Source organism: Phormidium sp. FACHB-1136, from assembly GCF_014697375.1.
Taxonomy (GTDB): domain Bacteria; phylum Cyanobacteriota; class Cyanobacteriia; order Phormidesmidales; family Phormidesmidaceae; genus Nodosilinea.
This window is the reverse complement of sequence record NZ_JACJRS010000059.1, coordinates 17025-33472: the sequence shown is the minus strand read 5'-3', so window position 1 is coordinate 33472 and position 16448 is coordinate 17025. Positions and strand designations below refer to the sequence as shown.

General features: G+C 55.0%; 16 protein-coding genes. 10 read left to right on the top strand and 6 right to left on the bottom strand.

Annotated elements, in window-relative coordinates:
- The first annotated feature begins 151 nt into the window (after positions 1 to 151).
- From H6G62_RS16960 to H6G62_RS16945, 4 genes are all read left to right on the top strand, one after another.
- Positions 152 to 715, top strand: a complete 564-nt coding sequence (locus H6G62_RS16960; protein WP_347239368.1) for a DEAD/DEAH box helicase family protein — start codon at positions 152 to 154, stop codon at positions 713 to 715.
- 84 nt (positions 716 to 799) lie between these two features.
- Positions 800 to 1309: a hypothetical protein gene (locus H6G62_RS16955; protein ID WP_190497245.1), complete on the top strand. Its 510-nt coding sequence runs from the start codon at positions 800 to 802 to the stop codon at positions 1307 to 1309.
- A gap of 216 nt (positions 1310 to 1525) precedes the next feature.
- Positions 1526 to 2446, top strand: a complete 921-nt coding sequence (locus H6G62_RS16950; protein ID WP_190497242.1) for a hypothetical protein — start codon at positions 1526 to 1528, stop codon at positions 2444 to 2446.
- Positions 2447 to 2732: 286 nt separating this feature from the next.
- Positions 2733 to 2957 (top strand): type II toxin-antitoxin system ParD family antitoxin, encoded by a 225-nt coding sequence (locus H6G62_RS16945; RefSeq protein ID WP_190497240.1) that lies wholly within the window; start codon positions 2733 to 2735, stop codon positions 2955 to 2957.
- A 497-nt stretch (positions 2958 to 3454) separates the two neighbouring features.
- On the opposite strand, the gene H6G62_RS16935 is transcribed toward H6G62_RS16945, so the two are convergent.
- Positions 3455 to 5173: an L-lactate permease gene (locus tag H6G62_RS16935; RefSeq protein ID WP_242052135.1), complete on the bottom strand. Its 1719-nt coding sequence runs from the start codon at positions 5171 to 5173 to the stop codon at positions 3455 to 3457.
- A 264-nt stretch (positions 5174 to 5437) separates the two neighbouring features.
- Entirely contained in the window at positions 5438 to 6307 is an 870-nt protein-coding gene (nadC, locus tag H6G62_RS16930) for a carboxylating nicotinate-nucleotide diphosphorylase (protein ID WP_190497237.1), read from the bottom strand.
- 546 nt (positions 6308 to 6853) lie between these two features.
- Between nadC and H6G62_RS16925 the strand changes: the two genes are divergently transcribed.
- Positions 6854 to 7135, top strand: a complete 282-nt coding sequence (locus H6G62_RS16925; protein WP_190497235.1) for a 4a-hydroxytetrahydrobiopterin dehydratase — start codon at positions 6854 to 6856, stop codon at positions 7133 to 7135.
- Positions 7136 to 7318: 183 nt separating this feature from the next.
- Here the strand turns inward: H6G62_RS16925 and H6G62_RS16920 are convergent, their stop codons facing one another.
- The gene (locus H6G62_RS16920; protein WP_190497233.1) at positions 7319 to 7975 is read right to left on the bottom strand and encodes a hypothetical protein; all 657 of its coding nucleotides are present in this window, start codon (positions 7973 to 7975) and stop codon (positions 7319 to 7321) included.
- Positions 7976 to 8649: 674 nt separating this feature from the next.
- Positions 8650 to 9741 (bottom strand): tRNA preQ1(34) S-adenosylmethionine ribosyltransferase-isomerase QueA, encoded by a 1092-nt coding sequence (queA, locus tag H6G62_RS16915; RefSeq protein ID WP_190497231.1) that lies wholly within the window; start codon positions 9739 to 9741, stop codon positions 8650 to 8652.
- 113 nt (positions 9742 to 9854) lie between these two features.
- Here queA and H6G62_RS16910 point away from each other — a divergent pair, with 113 nt between their 5' ends.
- The 3 genes from H6G62_RS16910 (at position 9855) to H6G62_RS16900 (ending at position 12537) form a co-directional block, all read left to right on the top strand.
- The gene (locus H6G62_RS16910) at positions 9855 to 10244 is read left to right on the top strand and encodes a hypothetical protein (RefSeq protein ID WP_190497229.1); all 390 of its coding nucleotides are present in this window, start codon (positions 9855 to 9857) and stop codon (positions 10242 to 10244) included.
- A gap of 288 nt (positions 10245 to 10532) precedes the next feature.
- A complete protein-coding gene (locus tag H6G62_RS16905; RefSeq protein ID WP_190497227.1) occupies positions 10533 to 12065 on the top strand; it encodes a peptidase S10 in 1533 nt (510 codons plus the stop codon).
- Between the two features lie 106 nt (positions 12066 to 12171).
- Complete coding sequence (locus H6G62_RS16900) at positions 12172 to 12537, top strand: hypothetical protein (RefSeq protein ID WP_190497225.1); 366 nt, start codon at positions 12172 to 12174, stop codon at positions 12535 to 12537.
- Between the two features lie 72 nt (positions 12538 to 12609).
- On the opposite strand, the gene H6G62_RS16895 is transcribed toward H6G62_RS16900, so the two are convergent.
- Positions 12610 to 14283 carry a PAS domain-containing sensor histidine kinase gene (locus tag H6G62_RS16895; protein ID WP_190497223.1) on the bottom strand — a complete coding sequence of 558 codons (1674 nt, stop codon included), beginning with the start codon at positions 14281 to 14283 and terminating at the stop codon, positions 12610 to 12612.
- A 195-nt stretch (positions 14284 to 14478) separates the two neighbouring features.
- Between H6G62_RS16895 and H6G62_RS16890 the strand changes: the two genes are divergently transcribed.
- The gene (locus H6G62_RS16890) at positions 14479 to 14955 is read left to right on the top strand and encodes a DCC1-like thiol-disulfide oxidoreductase family protein (protein WP_190497221.1); all 477 of its coding nucleotides are present in this window, start codon (positions 14479 to 14481) and stop codon (positions 14953 to 14955) included.
- 151 nt (positions 14956 to 15106) lie between these two features.
- Positions 15107 to 15568 carry a DUF4079 domain-containing protein gene (locus H6G62_RS16885; RefSeq protein WP_190497219.1) on the top strand — a complete coding sequence of 154 codons (462 nt, stop codon included), beginning with the start codon at positions 15107 to 15109 and terminating at the stop codon, positions 15566 to 15568.
- Between the two features lie 95 nt (positions 15569 to 15663).
- Here H6G62_RS16885 and H6G62_RS16880 read toward each other — a convergent pair whose 3' ends face one another.
- The gene (locus tag H6G62_RS16880; RefSeq protein ID WP_199325068.1) at positions 15664 to 16407 is read right to left on the bottom strand and encodes a DUF1997 domain-containing protein; all 744 of its coding nucleotides are present in this window, start codon (positions 16405 to 16407) and stop codon (positions 15664 to 15666) included.
- Positions 16408 to 16448 lie beyond the last annotated feature (41 nt).

The following is a 16448-nucleotide window of genomic DNA, read 5'->3' as shown; positions in this document are numbered from 1 at the left end:
GTTCTAAGTGAAGCCATAAGGCAACGCTGATAAATTCATTTGAGTCACAACTGACACAGTGCGATGGAAGGGAAATTCCTGTCTCACTGTGTTCTTTTTTGAGACGGCAATTCCCTGAATGCTCGATTAATCGAGGTGCCCAAACTTTTGTATCAAAGTTCCCACGGGTGGGGGCAAGACGCTATTAGCCACCCATGCCATCGGCTTAATCAATACCCACTACCTAAAAAAGCAAACGGGCTTGGTATTGTGGATTGTTCCCACCAATCAAATTTATCGACAAACCCGAAAAGCCCTGCGTACTCGCGAGCACCCTTATCGTCAAGTTTTAGATTTCAACAGCGGTGGACGAACTAAGATTGTTGAAAAATCAGAGCGCTTTACCCCAGCAGATATTCAAGAGAGCCTGGTAGTTCTGCTGTTAATGTTGCTCTCTGCAAACCGACAAAATAAAGAAACCCTAAAGCTCTTTCAGGACTCTTCAGGATTTGATGCTTTCTTCCCTCCCGATGATCGATTGCCCGATCATCAAATTCTGCTAGAGAAATTTTCTAACCTAGACTGTTTTGGAGAACGCTATTCTCTCCTAGGTGGGCAAATTAAAACATCTCTAGGCAATACTCTTCGCATTCTGAAGCCCATCATTATTATTGATGAGGGTCACAAGGCTTACAGTAAAAATGCTCAAGATACTATTCTGAATTTTAATCCCTAAATCGTTGTCGAATTATCAGCTAATCCGCCACCAAATAGCAATGAACTGGTTAGCATTAGTGGCCAAGAGCTTAATCGCGAAGAGATGATTAAGCTAGATATTCACCTTACTAATAAAGCGAGTTATGACTGGAAAGACTGCCTCCGAGACAGTGTCGCAAAACGCGATGAACTGCATAGACAAGCCTTAGACTACCAAGCTAGAATCGGAACTTATATTCGCCCAATCTACCTGATTCAGGTTGAGCGAACAGGCAAAGATCAGCGTCATGATATTCACTACATCAACGCGGAGGATGCGAAAAACTTCTTGATTAAAGAATGCAGCATTAGCCCTGATGCCATTGCAATTAAGTCCAGCGAGAAAGATGACATTGAAGGTATTGATCTGTTCGATCAGGAATGTCCGATTTGTTACATCATTACAAAGCAAGCCCTACAGGAAGGATGGGATTGCTCCTTTGCCTATGTATTGACAGTATTAACTAATCCTGGTTCAAAGAGTGCTATCATTCAGTTAGTGGGTCGTATTCTCAGACAACCCTATGCTCGAAAAACAAAAATTCAAGCTCTAGATGAATGCTACATTTTCTGATTCAAACAAAAAGCCCAGAGCCTAATTAGCAGTATTCGATCTGGTCTTCAAAGTGAAGGTCTAGGTGATATTGCTGGCAATGTTGTTCAAGATACAGTAGATGATAAAAAGGAAGAAGTTGGCTATCGTCAACAATTCAAGAAGTTTGAAGGAAAACTATACCTATCTCGGTTTGTCATTCAACAAGAACAGGGATGGCGTGAACTCAGCTATGAAATGGATATTTTGAGTCGCATCAATTGGGGACTCGTCGATTTAGATGGCATCAAGAAGCTGTCACTAATCAAAGCAGAAAGCAGAGACGAAGCCTCAGCCATTGGATTGAGTCAATATGTGCAAGAAGTAATCGAGAAGAAAGACAGCCAAATTCAAAAGGCAACCGTCAAACTCGACTTAGTTTATGTCACTCGCCAAATCCTCGATATTGTACCTAATCCCTGGATCGCTTACCAGATTGCAGAACAGGTCTTCTCATCGCTATCCAGCATCCCAGATAATAGCGAGGAAGTCATTGCAAGCAATATGGTCTTTATTGTCGAGGAGATAAGAAAGACTCTGGCTAAAGAATGTGATCGACTTGCAGAGAAAGTTTTTCGCGATTTACTGGAAAATCAAAAACTTTTCTTTTTCTTAGTAGTGGATCGAAATTCAGATATTCCCACACGAATTACGGTTCGTAAAAATGCACCAAAACTAACTAGAGATAATAACGATCCAATCCAACGCAGTCTCTTTGATTATGTTCTAGAGGAAGAGTTTAACGAACTTGAGAAAGCACTTGCTATCTACTTAGATGGTCAAGAGAAACTACTGTTCTGGTACAGAAATGCTTCTAAGAAAGACTATTACGTCCAGGGATGGAAAAAAGGAAAAATCTATCCAGATTTTATTGTGCCTGAAGCAGACTTGCAGAACCCTGACGACTGTGCAACCGTGTATGTCATTGAAAGCAAAGGCTTACACTTGAAAAATGAAGATACTCAGTATAAACAGACTATTTTTGAAATTTGCAACGAACTAGGCCAGAAGAAACAGTGGGGAGAACTGAGGCAGGAATTTTTTGGTTCTAGAATTGAATTTAAGCTTATTTTTGATGATGAATGGGAGCGTAAGATCAATGAAATTATGCTGTCTTAGCTAAGGCTTTCGCTCATCAATTTATCTATCATTCTCCCCTCATATATCCCAGCCCTAACCAGCATTCTGGGCAACCCTAGCACTGCTTCCCGTCCCTACAGCTTTCCCTGGAATTATTAACAATCAATAATCAAGACATGTCAATATTTCTGAAAAAGAAATTAAACCCTTCCTAAATGTCATCAAATTTAGTTTTGTTGAGCGGGTTAAGCATGACTATGAGTATCCCCCAAACTCAGACCAATAGCCGATTAATCGTCCAGTCCTTCTCCATCAAGGTAACTCCATGACTAATCTAACCATCTCACTCCCAGAGGCTTTAGCTGCTTACCTCAAAGAGCAACTTGCATCCGGCCAATACGGCACCGCCAACGACTACATCCAAGCCCTCATCCAACAAGACAAAGCCCGAAAAGACCACCTCGAATCTCTCATTCTCGAAGGGCTTAACTCCGGCGAACCCACGCCAATGACCACCAGCGATTGGGATGTTATCCGCGCCACTGTATGACAGCCTTCCCCAAGTATGGCTTCCTTATAATTGTGAAGGTGACGTTATTCGTTGCCAAATAGCCTCGATTTTGGTGGTTGCGTCCAAGAGTTAACCGCGTTCGGCTTCGGCAGCACCAATCAAAACGTCTTGGCGCAGGGCTTCAAAGCGGCCTTGATAACCCTGTTCCCGCTTAGCTAAGGCTTGTAATCCGGCCAGGAGCATATCGTCGGGGGAGGTATATTTGCCGCGAGCAATCTGGCGGTCGGCAAATTTTCTTATACTAAATCCGGCTCGTTTGTCCCCGGTATCAGCGGGCGAGGTCTCCTCGCCCCTAAGGTTTGCTGGGCTAGGAACCGGGGTTATCTAATTCGGATTTGGTATTAGTTCCGAGGGCAGCGATAACGCCATGACAAGCACAGGTTCAGAGGATCACTGCGGACTGCCAACGGGAACCCTTACCTCCTCCACATCGGCAATGGCCCTATCGTGCGTTAGTCATGGCTTAAATTTCCTCCCTATAGGGTGACCACTAGACCAATCACCCCCGCCAGGGCCAAGTAATACACCACCACGGGCAGCAGTTGGCGAATCAAAATGCCCTCACGGCCCAGCAGGCCCACGGTGGCGGCAGCGGCGACCACGTTAGAGACACAAATCACGTTCCCCGCTGAAGCACCCACGGTTTGCAGAGCCAAAATCCAGCCGGGGGCTTTGCCGATGCTGTCGGCCACGCCGAACTGAAACAGGGAAAACATCATATTACTAACGGTAACGCTGCCCGCCACGAAAGCCCCCACCAGGCCAATGATGGCGGCGAACAGCGGCCAGGTTTGCCCTGCTAGGTCAGAGATGCCGTCGGCCAGGGTGAGGGGCATACTGCTGAGGTTGGCCCCGTTGGTGTCGGTGTTGATAAAAACCCGTGCCATCAGCACAGCGGCCCCCAAGGCGAGGGCGGTTTTTTGCAGCAGCGGCCCGGTTTGCCCCAACGCCTGCCCCATGGCTTGGGCCGGAACTCGGTACAGCACCCAGGTGATGCCAATGACAGCCAGAAACAGCGTGGGCGGCAGATACAGCGGCGTGGTGCTGATGGCGACGGTGGTGCCAAAAACGCTGGGCCAGGTGAGTTTGGCGCTTTGCAAGGCGGCTTTCAGGGGCAACGCGCTGAGTCGAGATAGAACCAGGATCACCCCCAACAGCACGTAGGGGAGCCACGCCTTTAGCACCGTCATGGAAGCCGGGGGCTTGGCCAAGGTGGGGGCGGCACTGCCCATCCAGGCGGCGGGCCAGGTATCAGACGGCGGAAAATCCCAGGGTTCCTGGGGCTGCAACCAACCTTGACGAACGACGGTGACGGTAATCAACAGCCCCACCAAACCGCCCACCATGGTCGGGAACTCTGGGCCAATGAACAGGGCGGTAAGCAGGTAGGGCAGGGTGAAGGCCAGCCCCCCTAGCAGGGAAAACTTCCACAGGTAGGGATCGGCAGGTTTGCGGTCGGGATCCCCAAATAGGCGGGTGAGGGTGGCCACCAGCAGCAATGGGATGAAGGTGCCGATGATGGCGTGGATAATCCCCGCCCGGACGCCCACCTGGGTAATGGCCTGGGTGAGGGTAAGGTTCTGGCTGGCCAGGGTGGCATTCACCGAGGGCGACCCGCCCAGCCCCGCCGCCATGCCAAACACCAGCGGCGTTCCCACCGCCCCAAAGGTGGATGGGGTGCTTTGAATGATCAGCGCTGCCATCACCGCCGCCATGGCCGGAAACCCCACCGCCACCAGCAGCGGCACACCAATCACCGCCGGGGTACCAAAGCCGGAAGCCCCTTCAATAAAACCGCCAAATAACCAGGCAATGATGATCACCTGCACCCGCCGATCCTGCGACAAACCCAACAAACTCTGACGAATAACGCTAAGGGCACCGGACACTTGCAGCACATTCAGCAGCAGCACCGCCCCGAACACAATGTAGAGAATTTCCAGGGCAATCACCGTCCCCTGCACGAGGGATGCCCCCAGGTAGGCCAGGGGCACCCGCCACACCATGCCCGCCGCCAACAGCGTCACCACCAGGGCACCAGGCATGGCCTGATCCGCCGGACGACGGGCCACCACCAACAGCAAAAACACCGTCACAATCGGCAGCAGGGCCACCAAAAACGCAAAGATCAGGGGCATCGGCACAGGGGGACTGAACGGTAGAGCGGCGAGATAAATATAGCCGATAACTGCCAAGGGAATCAGTCTAGCGAAGTTACAACTTCGTTCAGGAGTATAGCCTGTGGGGAGATTCCCCATCGGAGTCGAGAAATAGGTGGTCAAAGCTCAACTAGGCGATCTCTGAGGGCCGATAGTGGTAGCCTGTGCAATCTTCAAAATTTCATTTTTTGAGGCGGAAATCTTGCCCTTCTCTTAAGGGTTACCCATTAATCTACGGGCCAGATAAAAATTAGTCGAAACCAGCGATCTACGGATCCGGGTGATACGGATCCTGAAGACCTATTCCACCATGCGCATACTCAAGTCTAGCCAGGGGGCACGGGTGATGGGGGCGCTGCTGGAGATGAAATCCACCCCCGTTTCGGCAATGGGGCGCAGGGTATCGAGGGTGACGTTGCCGGAGGCTTCGATTTTGATGCGGGGATTGGCTTGCCGAATGATCTGAACCGCCATGGTCATCACGTCGGGCGGCATATTGTCCAGCATGATGATTTCCACCCCGCAGGCTAGGGCTTCCTTGACTTGGGAAAGGTCTGAGGTTTCGACTTCGATATTGAGGGTGTAGGGGATGGTTTTTCGTACCTGTTCCACCGCCGCCCGAATGCCCCCCGCTGCGGCGATGTGGTTGTCCTTGATCATCACCGCATCATCCAGCCCCAGCCGATGGTTAAAGGCTCCGCCCACACGGGTCGCGTACTTTTCCAGCAGGCGCAGGCCGGGGGTGGTTTTGCGGGTGTCCACAAACTGGGTGGGATAGTCCGCCAGGGCGTCCACAGACTGACGAGTCGCGGTGGCAATGCCGCTCAGACGCATGGCCAAATTTAGCGCCACCCGTTCCCCCATCAGCAGAGTAGCCAGCGATCCCCGCAGGTTGGCCACGACAGTTCCCGGTTCACACAACGATCCCTCAGCCACTTGGGGATCAAAACTGGCCGCAGGATCCAGCAAATGAAACACCCGTGCGGCCACGGGCAACCCAGCAATGATCCCCGGAGCCTTGGCCACCCAAATCGCCGCCCCCGGTCGCCGTGCCAAGTCCCCTAGCCCCGCCGTAGACCAATCTCCTCGGCCAATGTCCTCTTGCAGCCAGGTTTGTAGATGGGGATCCAGAAGAATGGCGGGCAGGGAAAGGGGGAGATCCGAGGGCATAAACGCAGTCCATGGAGAAACACATTGTCTTGGCCCTCCCCTCCCCCCGCTTGGGATAGGGGAACTAGAGGGATTCTTCAAAGTCCCTCTCCCAAATTGGGAGAGGGCTATCGGGTGAGGAAAAGCCTGATTTCAAGATAGACGAGGTTCGGGGCTAATTTTTCACGTAATAACGGGTAAATTTCTGCCACAGCCGAAAAGACTGTGCTACCTTAACCACTAATGCTGACAAGACCAGCAGGCGAACCCTTGAGATTGTACCCTTTAGTCCTTCAGGAGGTGATGCCCATGCAAGAGAGTAGTAAACGTATGGGTCTTCAGGTTAACGAAAGCCGGCTGTGCGCCGGGGCCGTTCTCTAAGACTCAGTGTTCGCCTAGCGAACTAAGCTTCTGAAGCTGGCTGATAAGGGTTCCTCCCGGCAGTCAGGTTTAACCGAAGATCCAGCTAGACCGCCCTCGCCTTTGAAGAGTTTCTCTTCCCTAGGCAGGGCGGATAGTTTTTGGGAATGTTTTAGGATCAGGGGGTTGCACTACGGAATCTCTACGATGGCTACCCTACTGACCACCGACGCCATTCAATCCAAGCTTAGCGAACTGCCCGACTGGAGCCTCAACGGTAAGACGATTACCTGCACCCGCACCTTCAAAAACTTCATTGCCGCTGTGGATTTTGTGAACCGCCTAGTGGAACCCGCTGAGGCGGCGGGCCATCATCCCGACCTTGCCATTTCCTACAACAAAGTCGTGATCGAACTGAGTACCCACGATGCGGGCGGCCTGACCGAAAAAGATTTTGCCCTGGCCCAAACCATTTCAGCCATTGATTAACTTGTGCCGTCAGATCGCAGGGGTCTTGAGGCAGGCAGGATGCCTACCCTACAAGATCCTTTTCGATCTACGGATTCTGGGATCTGGCTTGGTCGCTCAGCCCAATTCGGATTGACAATCCCCTGAAGTGGAAGGGCGGGAAAACCCCGCCCCTACGATGTTGGAATCTGGGGATCGCTAGGTTTACCAGTCACCGGACATGACGGCTAGGGTATCTCCGGCTAGGGTCATGAGGGTGATGGGTAGGGATGGGCCTTGCTCTTGGCGGGGAAACTGCACCAGTTGCAGTCCGGTTTCGGCGGGTTCAACGGTCATCACATATTGATCCTGCTGCCACTGCACCCCTACCAGGCGGTGATGCATTAGCCAGACTTCCGCTACTTGGCCTTGGTTGATAGCTTCTGGTTGGGTGCCCTCATAGCAGGCCCAGGTTTGATCCACCACTGTCCACAGCCCCGATAGATACAGGGGATCGGTGCGGGCGCTAAGGCCGTAGGTGGTGAAGGAAAACACCTCGTGGCTCCACCAATCTTTGGCAACGCTCAGCAGCGGCTCGGACTGGAGCGCGGCACCGTACTGGGCCACGGTGCGCAGGTGTTTTTGCTGGGTTTGGGTGGAGGGACGCTGCCAATCGGGCAAGTCTAGGCAAACGTCTACCGGGAGAGCATTCTCTGAAAACTGGGGATCACCAGATTGGGGATCAACGGACTGTGCCTGGGCAACCGATGGGGCAATGACCGATAGAGAAGTCGGTTGATTCAGACCTCCCGCTGTACTGACCATCGCTGCGGTCATCAACGCTAGGGAAAACGGTCGAGTTACGGTCTCAAAAGTAGCCATTGATTTGAGTTGTTTAGGGAGTTGGCGATAGAAATGGAGGGGTAGAGCACCTGTTGGCAAATCAGCCTTGATCGGATCAAGCGATCAACGCTAACCCAAGGGGCTAGACTATCTCTGGTGTGAAGCTACTAAAAGCAGGGCCAAGCCTAACTTGCCCCTAGCCCGTTGACGGTGAATCTGTAGCGTTCAAAACGACCGATACCGTCGTGGCTCCAGCGTCAAAGACAAACGATCTGTATCGCAGACGATCTATGCAAAACCAACCTATGGGATTGTTCTAGCGTCGGCTACCCACCGCTGATGGTGATTACCTGCGGGCAATTCATCCATTAGGAGATAGTCCCCTAACCCCTAGCCAAGCTTGTCCTAGAATCGCTTCGTGGATGATGGCTACGGCATTGCTCGTTGGTAAATCAACACAATACTAAGATAGCGGTTTCGGTTCAAAATTTACCTCTCTGGGAAGAAGTTCTTGGGGATTTTTTTAGAATTGCTCTGGCCGTCGGAAAATTGATGTGCGACGGTCAATCCTAAGGAGGTGAGACAGCTTAAAGGTAAGGCCATCGCTAGCCCTCGGTCGGATGGGTTAGCGCAGCGTACTCCATATGGGGCAAGGCTTTATCGTTACCGCTACAGCGTTGACCAAGGACGGTGCCTTCGAGAAGCACTGCACCCTACGGGATCTTGGCTTCGGGCAGAATCAGCATGGCATCGCCAAAGGAGTAGAACCGATAGGATTCTTGGATGGCGGTTTCGTAGAGGCTGAGTAGTCGCTCGCGACCAATCAGCGCACTCACCAACATCATCAGGCTGGATCCAGGTAGGTGAAAGTTGGTAATCATGCCGTCGATCACCCGGAACGGGTAGCCGGGATAGATGTAGAGTTCTGTTTTGCCCTGGAGCGGTTCCAGCGATCCCCTTTGGGCCGCTCCCTCTAGGGCGCGAACGACGGTGGTTCCCACGGCCATCACCCGCCCGCCGTTGGCCTTGGTGGCGAGGATTTTCTCTACGGTGTCAGCGGGGAGATCAATCCACTCGCCGTGCATTTTGTGTTCCAGGATGTTCTCGGCTTCCACGGGCCGAAAGGTGCCGACCCCCACATGGAGGGTCAACTGGGCACGGGCGATCCCCCGTTGGTCTAGTCCCTCAAATACCTGGGGGGTGAAGTGCAGCCCTGCGGTGGGTGCGGCTACGGCCCCTGGCGTTTCGGCGTAGATGGTTTGGTATTGATCAGGGGAAGCGGTAGTCTCGGTGATGTAGGGGGGGAGAGGGACATTACCCAACCGCTCGAACAGGGCATAGAGGGATTCGCCTGGGGGCTGATTTTCGCCAACCTCAAACCGCAGCAGGCGTCCGTTGGTGTCGGGATCGGTCTCCAGAACGTGGGCGATGAGGTCGGGCCGCTGGGGATCATGGCCAAAGTGGATGATCGCCCCCGGCTTGAGGCGACGACCGGGTTTCACCAGCGCCAGCCATTGGTGGTGCCCCGTTTCCTCCAGCAAAAAGACCTCCACCTTGGCCCCCTCCGGCTTATACCCCAGCAGTCGGGCGGGGATCACCTGGGTATTGTTCACCACCAGCAGATCCCCCGGTTGCAATAGGTTGGGTAGATCATAGAAATGCTGGTGGCGGTAGCTGGTGCGGGAATCGACCACGAGCAGACGCGAGGTATCCCTTGGGGTGACGGGATTTTGGGCAATGCGCTCTGGGGGCAGATGGTATTGATAGGCCGCGAGGGAAAAGTCCAGGGAGTCTTGATCGGGCATAGGTCAGAAAGGTTGGGGGTATACACCCAGTGCAGGACGGGGGGAATGCCCCTAACGGAAAGCGGGCCTGGGCGCAACAATAGAAACTGTAGCACCTGGTCAAAGGTCATCCGATGGAATACACCTACTATCTCGCGAACGCTAGCCTGACCCTTCGAGTGGTCGAGCATTTGCTGGGCACTCCCAGGCTACCCCTCGAATTTATGACGGTGATCCATCAGATCGACGGCTGGGTGATCCGCGTCAAAATGAACGACAGCATCTGTGCCGACGACTCCGAAGATTTCCGAGCCTACATGAACGAACTGGGAATCGCTTACGATCCCGGCATCCGCGTTCGCATGGCCCTGTGGGGGCTCGAAACGGGTCAGTCTCCAGTGGATGTGATGCGCCGCTACCAAGTCGCCATCGTTTCCCACGGTCGGCCTGATCGTGATGAAATTGAAGCCTTCCGCCGCCAGTTTGTGATGGGGCTGGGCTATTGCCCCGAAACTCTGGCCTAGGGTTCCTGAGACTAAGGTGCTCTGGCTTAATGATTTAGATTTAATCTTTTCGCATGAACTGCGCGAACAAGTTTGTCCGGTTCAACCATGATGCAATCTCCGCAGAGGACGGTCTTAGGGCTGTCCTTTTTTATGGGGATCAGAAATGGTTAGCGCCGAGGCTGGGGCACACCGCTGGATGCCCGTAGGAAAAATAGGGTTTGGAATTTCAAGGAGCTTGGCTTTAGGGTAGAGATACCCAGACTGTTGCCAGCCTTTTCCCCATCACCCTTCAAGCCCATTCCTGCCATGACCTCTGCCTCCCCCAGCCGCCAGGGCTGTACTACCCAACACACCCTCGCCACCCCCCAGGGCATGATCCCCTACACCGCCGATGCCCAGTGGCAGGTGTTGTATGACCAGGATCAGCCCGTGGCCGAATTGTTCCACGTTGCCTATACCGTGGACGATGCGGAACCCAGCCAGCGCCCGATCACCTTTGTGGTGAATGGGGGGCCGGGGGCGGCTTCGGCCTACCTACACATGGGGGCAATGGGGCCAAAGCGGGTGGTGTTTGAGACCGAGGGTGGTTTGCCTAAACCGCCTGTGCAGATTGAAGACAATGCCGAAACCTGGCTATCGTTTACGGATTTGGTGTTTATCGATCCCCTGGGGACGGGCTTTAGCCGGGTATTGGCCAAGGAAGAAAGCCCTGGGGCGAAGGCGGCACCGAAGGCCAGCGATTCCAGCAACGGCGCAGAAGGATCGACAACAAGCCCCAAGGGCGATTCCTCCTCGGCGACCGCCACCTTAGAAAAAGCCAAAACCTTTTGGGATACCGAACGAGACCTCAAGGCGTTGGGGGAGTTCATTCAGGGCTATCTTTCCGCCCAAAACCGCTGGCTGTCGCCCATCTTCATCGCCGGAGAAAGCTATGGCGGCTTTCGGGTGGCTAAGTTGGCCCGCCAGTTGCAACAGAGCTTTGGCGTTGGGCTAAACGGCACGATTATTATTTCCCCGGTACTGGAGTTTGACTTCCTCGGCGGCACCGACTACAGCCTAATGGGCTGGGCCACCGCCATTCCGTCGATGGCGGCAACGGCGGTTCACCATGGTCGGGTATCCCCCCCCAGCCCCGAAGCCCACCGCGCCCAGGCCGAAACCTTTGCCCGCCAAACCCTGATCCCCTTTTTGGCCCAGGGTAACCTTGCTACCGAAGCCGACCGCCAGCGGGTCTACGGCGACATGGCCGCGCTGACGGGGCTGCCTTTGGCTTTGGTACAGCGCCATCGGGGACGGCTTGGCATTGATGTCTTTGCGCGGGAACTCCTGCGGGATCAGAATCGCACCCTGGGGCTTTACGATGCCTCGGTCACGGCTATCGATCCCTTCCCGGATCGCCCCCTCAACGAAGGCACCGACCCCACCCTAGATGGCCTGGATCGCCTGTTTACTGGAGCCATTAACCACCACCTGCGTAGCACCCTAGGGATTTCTACCCCGCTCACCTACCATTTGCTGAATGACGAGGTCTTCAAAGCCTGGAAATTCCTGTCCGAAAAAGACTCGAAACAGGGGTTTGTGGGTTCAGTGGACGATCTGCGGGTGGCCATGGCCCTGAATCCCCACATGCAGGTGGCCATCAACCACGGCTTCTACGATCTCGTGACCCCCTACTTTGCCTCCAACCTGCTGGTGGATCTGATGGCCCTTAGCTCCGAACTGCAAGCTAACCTCACCCTGCAACATTTCCGGGGAGGTCACATGTTCTACACCTGGGAAGCCTCCCGCCAGCAGTGGCAGCGATCCATGCAAGCGTTCTATCAACGGGCCTTAGCCTAGGGTTGCGTTAGGTTAACTTTTGTATCTAGATCGGCCTTGGTTGGATGAGAGAGCGTAACGGAACTTGATAATTAATTCAGAAAAGCAGGTTTAGAAGGATATACCCATGGGCTTTATCAAGTCGATCTTTGGCATCATTGGTGGCGTCTTCAAGGCTATCTTGGGCGTGTTTGGCATTGGTAAAAAGTCTGAGTTCTTTATGGAACTCGACGAAGGCGCTGCCCCTGCCGAGGCTCCCGTCCAGCCCGCCGCCCCTCAGCCCGCCGCCCCCGCTCCGGCTACGGCTCAACCCGCTGCGACCACCCCCGCCCCCAAGCCCGCTCCGGCGGCACCCCAAGCCGCTAAACCTGCGAGCCCCGTGCCAAGTTTTGCCGCCAGCTATCTCACTGGCCCCACGATGCCCCGCCGCCGTCGTCCCGGCCCCAGCCTGTCTCCCTTTAAGGACATGGCGAAGCAGATGAATGTTCGTTAGGGGGCAATGGAGACACAATTAGGTCGATGCATGGCCAGCTAGATCGGTCGGCGCAATCTTAGGATCGAATCCTTACCCCTCCGCTAGCGGCCAGGTAAAATAAAACCGACTTCCCTCTCCCAGGGCCGAGACTAACCACACTCGGCCCTGTTCTGATTCAACAATTTTCTTCACCACCGAAAGGCCAACCCCCGTACTTTCAAAGTCATCCCTGGCCTTGAGCGTTTGGAAAATGGTGAAGATTTTTTCGTGGTACTGGGGGGCAATGCCGGGGCCATCATCGCTGACGCAGAACTCTAGGGCATCTGCCTGGGTGCGGCAGTGGATGGTGATGGTGCCCTGGCCTCGGTGATGGTGCTTGATGGCGTTGCCAATTAAATTGGCGAACACCTGGCCGAGGGCGGTTTGGTGGGTGTAGAGTCTGGGCATTTCGTCGGCCACCTGCACCCGAAAACCGGAGGGGGGCGCGAGGGAATCGATCACGCTATGGAGCAGTTGGGCCACGTCCACCTCCGTGATTGGCCGCTCGCGACGACCAATGCGGGCATATTCCAGCAGACCATTAATCAGCGCCTCCATGCGCTGCACCCGACTTTTCAGCAGGGCTAACTGCCGCTGATTTTCCTCAGGGATCTGCCCTGCCAAGTCTTCGCTGATCCAATCCGCCAGATTGGAAATGGCCCGTAGGGGAGCCTTGAGATCGTGGGAGGTAACATAGGCAAACTGGTCGAGTTCGCTGTTGCGCCGTTCCAGCAGGGCGGTGGTGCGGGCCAGCATGAGGTTGGTGGTGGCTAGTTCTTCGGCTCGGCGTAGTAGCTCCTCGCGAGCGGCCTTGCGCTCAGTAACGTCCTCAATAATGGCGATAAAGGCGGCAATGTCGTCGGATTCGTCGCTTTCCACGGAAACGGTCACTAAAGTCCACACGGCATGACCCTCACCATGGAGATAGCGTTTTTCAAACTGGCAGGATCGCTGTTCGCCCCGAATCAACCGCTGGTAGTACATAGCGTCCTGGCTCTGATCCGCTGCGTCGGTGACCACCGAAAAGTGCTGCCCCAACAGCGATTCAGCGGGCCGACCGAGGAGATCACACAACCTCTGATTGACCTGAATCCATCGCCCCTCCGGTGACAGCCGCGCCATGCCCACCGCCGCCTGTTCAAACACCGCCCGAAACCGGGCTTCGCTGGTGCGCAGCGACAATTCCGCCTGCTTACGGTCGGTGATATTTTGCAGCACCCCCACTAGGCGTTGGTCGCCCCCCTGGTTGACCACCCGCCCATAGAGGCTGACCCAGTGCCAAGTACCATCGGGCCACCGTACCCGATACTGATGGGTGAAGTCTTGCTGGGTGGCTATCGCTTGCTCCACGGTGGCTTGGGTGGCGGGCCAGTCGTCGGGGTGGATAAAGTCCTGCCATTGCTCAAGCCGATGGAGGGAGGTGTCTGGATCTAGCCCCAAAATCCGCTTACTTTGGGGCGACCAAAACTGGGTTTGCTGGCTCAAGTTCCAATCCCAAGCCCCCATCTGCGCCGCACTCAGGGCTAGATTCAGGCGTTCGGCGGTTTCTTGCAGGCTGCCTTGCACCGTTGTCGAAACGGCCCGATTCCACAGCGACCCCCGCCCCGCCCCGCCCAGTCGCCACAATACGGCGGATACCATCACCAGCGCCACCACCACCACACCATCGGCTAGGGCCACACCACCCTCCATCCACCCAGAGAGTCCCAAGCCTAAGGTTCCCATCTGCCAGCCCAGCCCGCGGCCGGAGAGGAACCCTAGGCAATACCCGAACGGACTCTGAAGCATGATCATGGTCAATGGGTCTCCATCATATCGGCTGGATCGGGCCTCCACCTCCGATCAGCCTAGGAAGGAAGGTCTCGACTACCGATTTCGATTAAGATACGGCTACACCCTATCGCAGATTCCCTTTCCACCATGTACTGCGTCATCTACGACGGCAACTGCAACCTCTGTGTCAATCTGGTGCGCGTGTTGGAGGGTGTCGATCAGGGCCAACGCTTTCAGTATGTGCCCATGCAGGACGCCGCCGCCCTCGCCCCGTTCGACCTCACCCCCGCCGATGGCGAAGCGGGCATGATGCTCATTGACCTTGCCCAACCCCATCGTCGCTGGCAGGGGAGCGACGCCGCCGAGGAGATCGGTCGCCAGATGCCCCTTCTGCAAGGGTTAATCGCCGCTTATCGGGCCTTACCCGGTGCGAAACCGACAGGTGACCGAGTCTACGCCTACATTCGCGACCATCGCTACCAACTCTTTGGTCAACGCGCCGACCTCTACCAACCGACCTATCCCCCTTGTCCCGACCAAACTTGCGCTCCTTTTCCCACCGTGGCTAACCGTCCCGAGGCTAACTGTCCCGTGACTGATTATCCCGTGCCTGACCCTTCGTAGCCACCAGGATCAAGCCAGCCTCCAGGAGGCCGGGGTAGGAGGTGGTTGAATTGCTTTGGATCGCTAGCGGTAAACATCGGTGGGGCTTTGCCAAGGCTATAGACTTAACCGTATACTCATGTAAGAAAACTTAACCATTCCACTCCTCGCTATGACCGCAGACACCTTCCAACCCTGGCTTAATTTCGTCCATCCCATGCTGATGTGGGTCTTGTTCGCGACGACCCTATACGCCATGTATCTAGGGGTTCAGGCCCGTCGCACCCGCCTTGCCGATGCCGAAACCCGCAAAGAACTGATCAAGGGCAAGTTTGCCCTCAAGCACCACAAGGTGGGAGCGGTGCTGATGGCGTTTATGGTCTTAGGCACCATCGGCGGCATGGGGGCCACCTACCTCGAAAGTGGCAAACTGTTTGTGGGGCCACACCTCCTGGTGGGTCTCGGCATGGCTGGGTTAATTACCACCTCGGCGGCGTTGGTGCCCTTTATGCAAAAGGGTAGCGAAACGGCCCGTCTCAGCCACATTTCCCTCAATGTTATTTTGGTGGGCTTGTTTGGCTGGCAAGCCTTCACCGGGGTACAGATTGTGCAGCGCCTACTGTCTAACCTGTAGCGTTTCGCACCACACCCCTACGGATAATTCCTACAGAAATCCCCCAGGGGATTCCCATAGCCCTGCTGTCTCGGTTCTAGGCGGCGGGGTTTGCTTTAGGTTTCCGGACGGTTACTCTCCCGATGGGCGGCGGGTTTGCCCCAATGAGACCAAAAATGATGGCGATGGTAGCTATCGGGTAGGGGCAAATGGTAGCTGCTGTGGAAATCCTCTTGCACTTTGCGGGTTAGCCGCTTGGAAACCTGGCGTACCACCTGGTTCAGCAGTTTATCCCCCGATGCTTTGACGAGGGACTGGGGTAGGGCATTGAGAAACCGGGGTTTATGGATGTGTACCGTCAGCGTTAGCCGCCAGTCTACTTGGGTGAGCGGATTGCCCTCAGGATCTTGTCCTTCGATGAGGTGCAGCGCTGATTGAAAATCCACATCGTAGCCGGGGGGCACATAGCCTGGAATCGGGATGGTGTCGATGCGATAGACCCCGTGGTCGAGGGGAGAAAGGTACAGTCCCACCTGGGGTTCCACCTCATAGCCCAGCACCGAAAAATGCCCCACCACCAGGGCATAGCCATGGTCGGAAATGGGTGAGACTTGCATGGGGTGGGCGCAGCGGGTAAACCAGCCCCGATGGCAGTTGAGGTAGTCGCCCACGGTGGATAACGGAGCCGCCATATCCATGTGGCCCGCATACTGTCCCTCAAAGCACAGGGTAGTGTCGGGGGCTGGGGATGATCCCCCAGGACTGGCCTCGGAGGGCAATGGCATTCCCGGCGGCGGATCATCCACCAGATCAGTGGCGCTCATTCCAAACGAGGTATCGCCATCGGGGGAAAACAACATAGCGGCTTCACCAGAACACATTCACTAGAACACCCTGAACG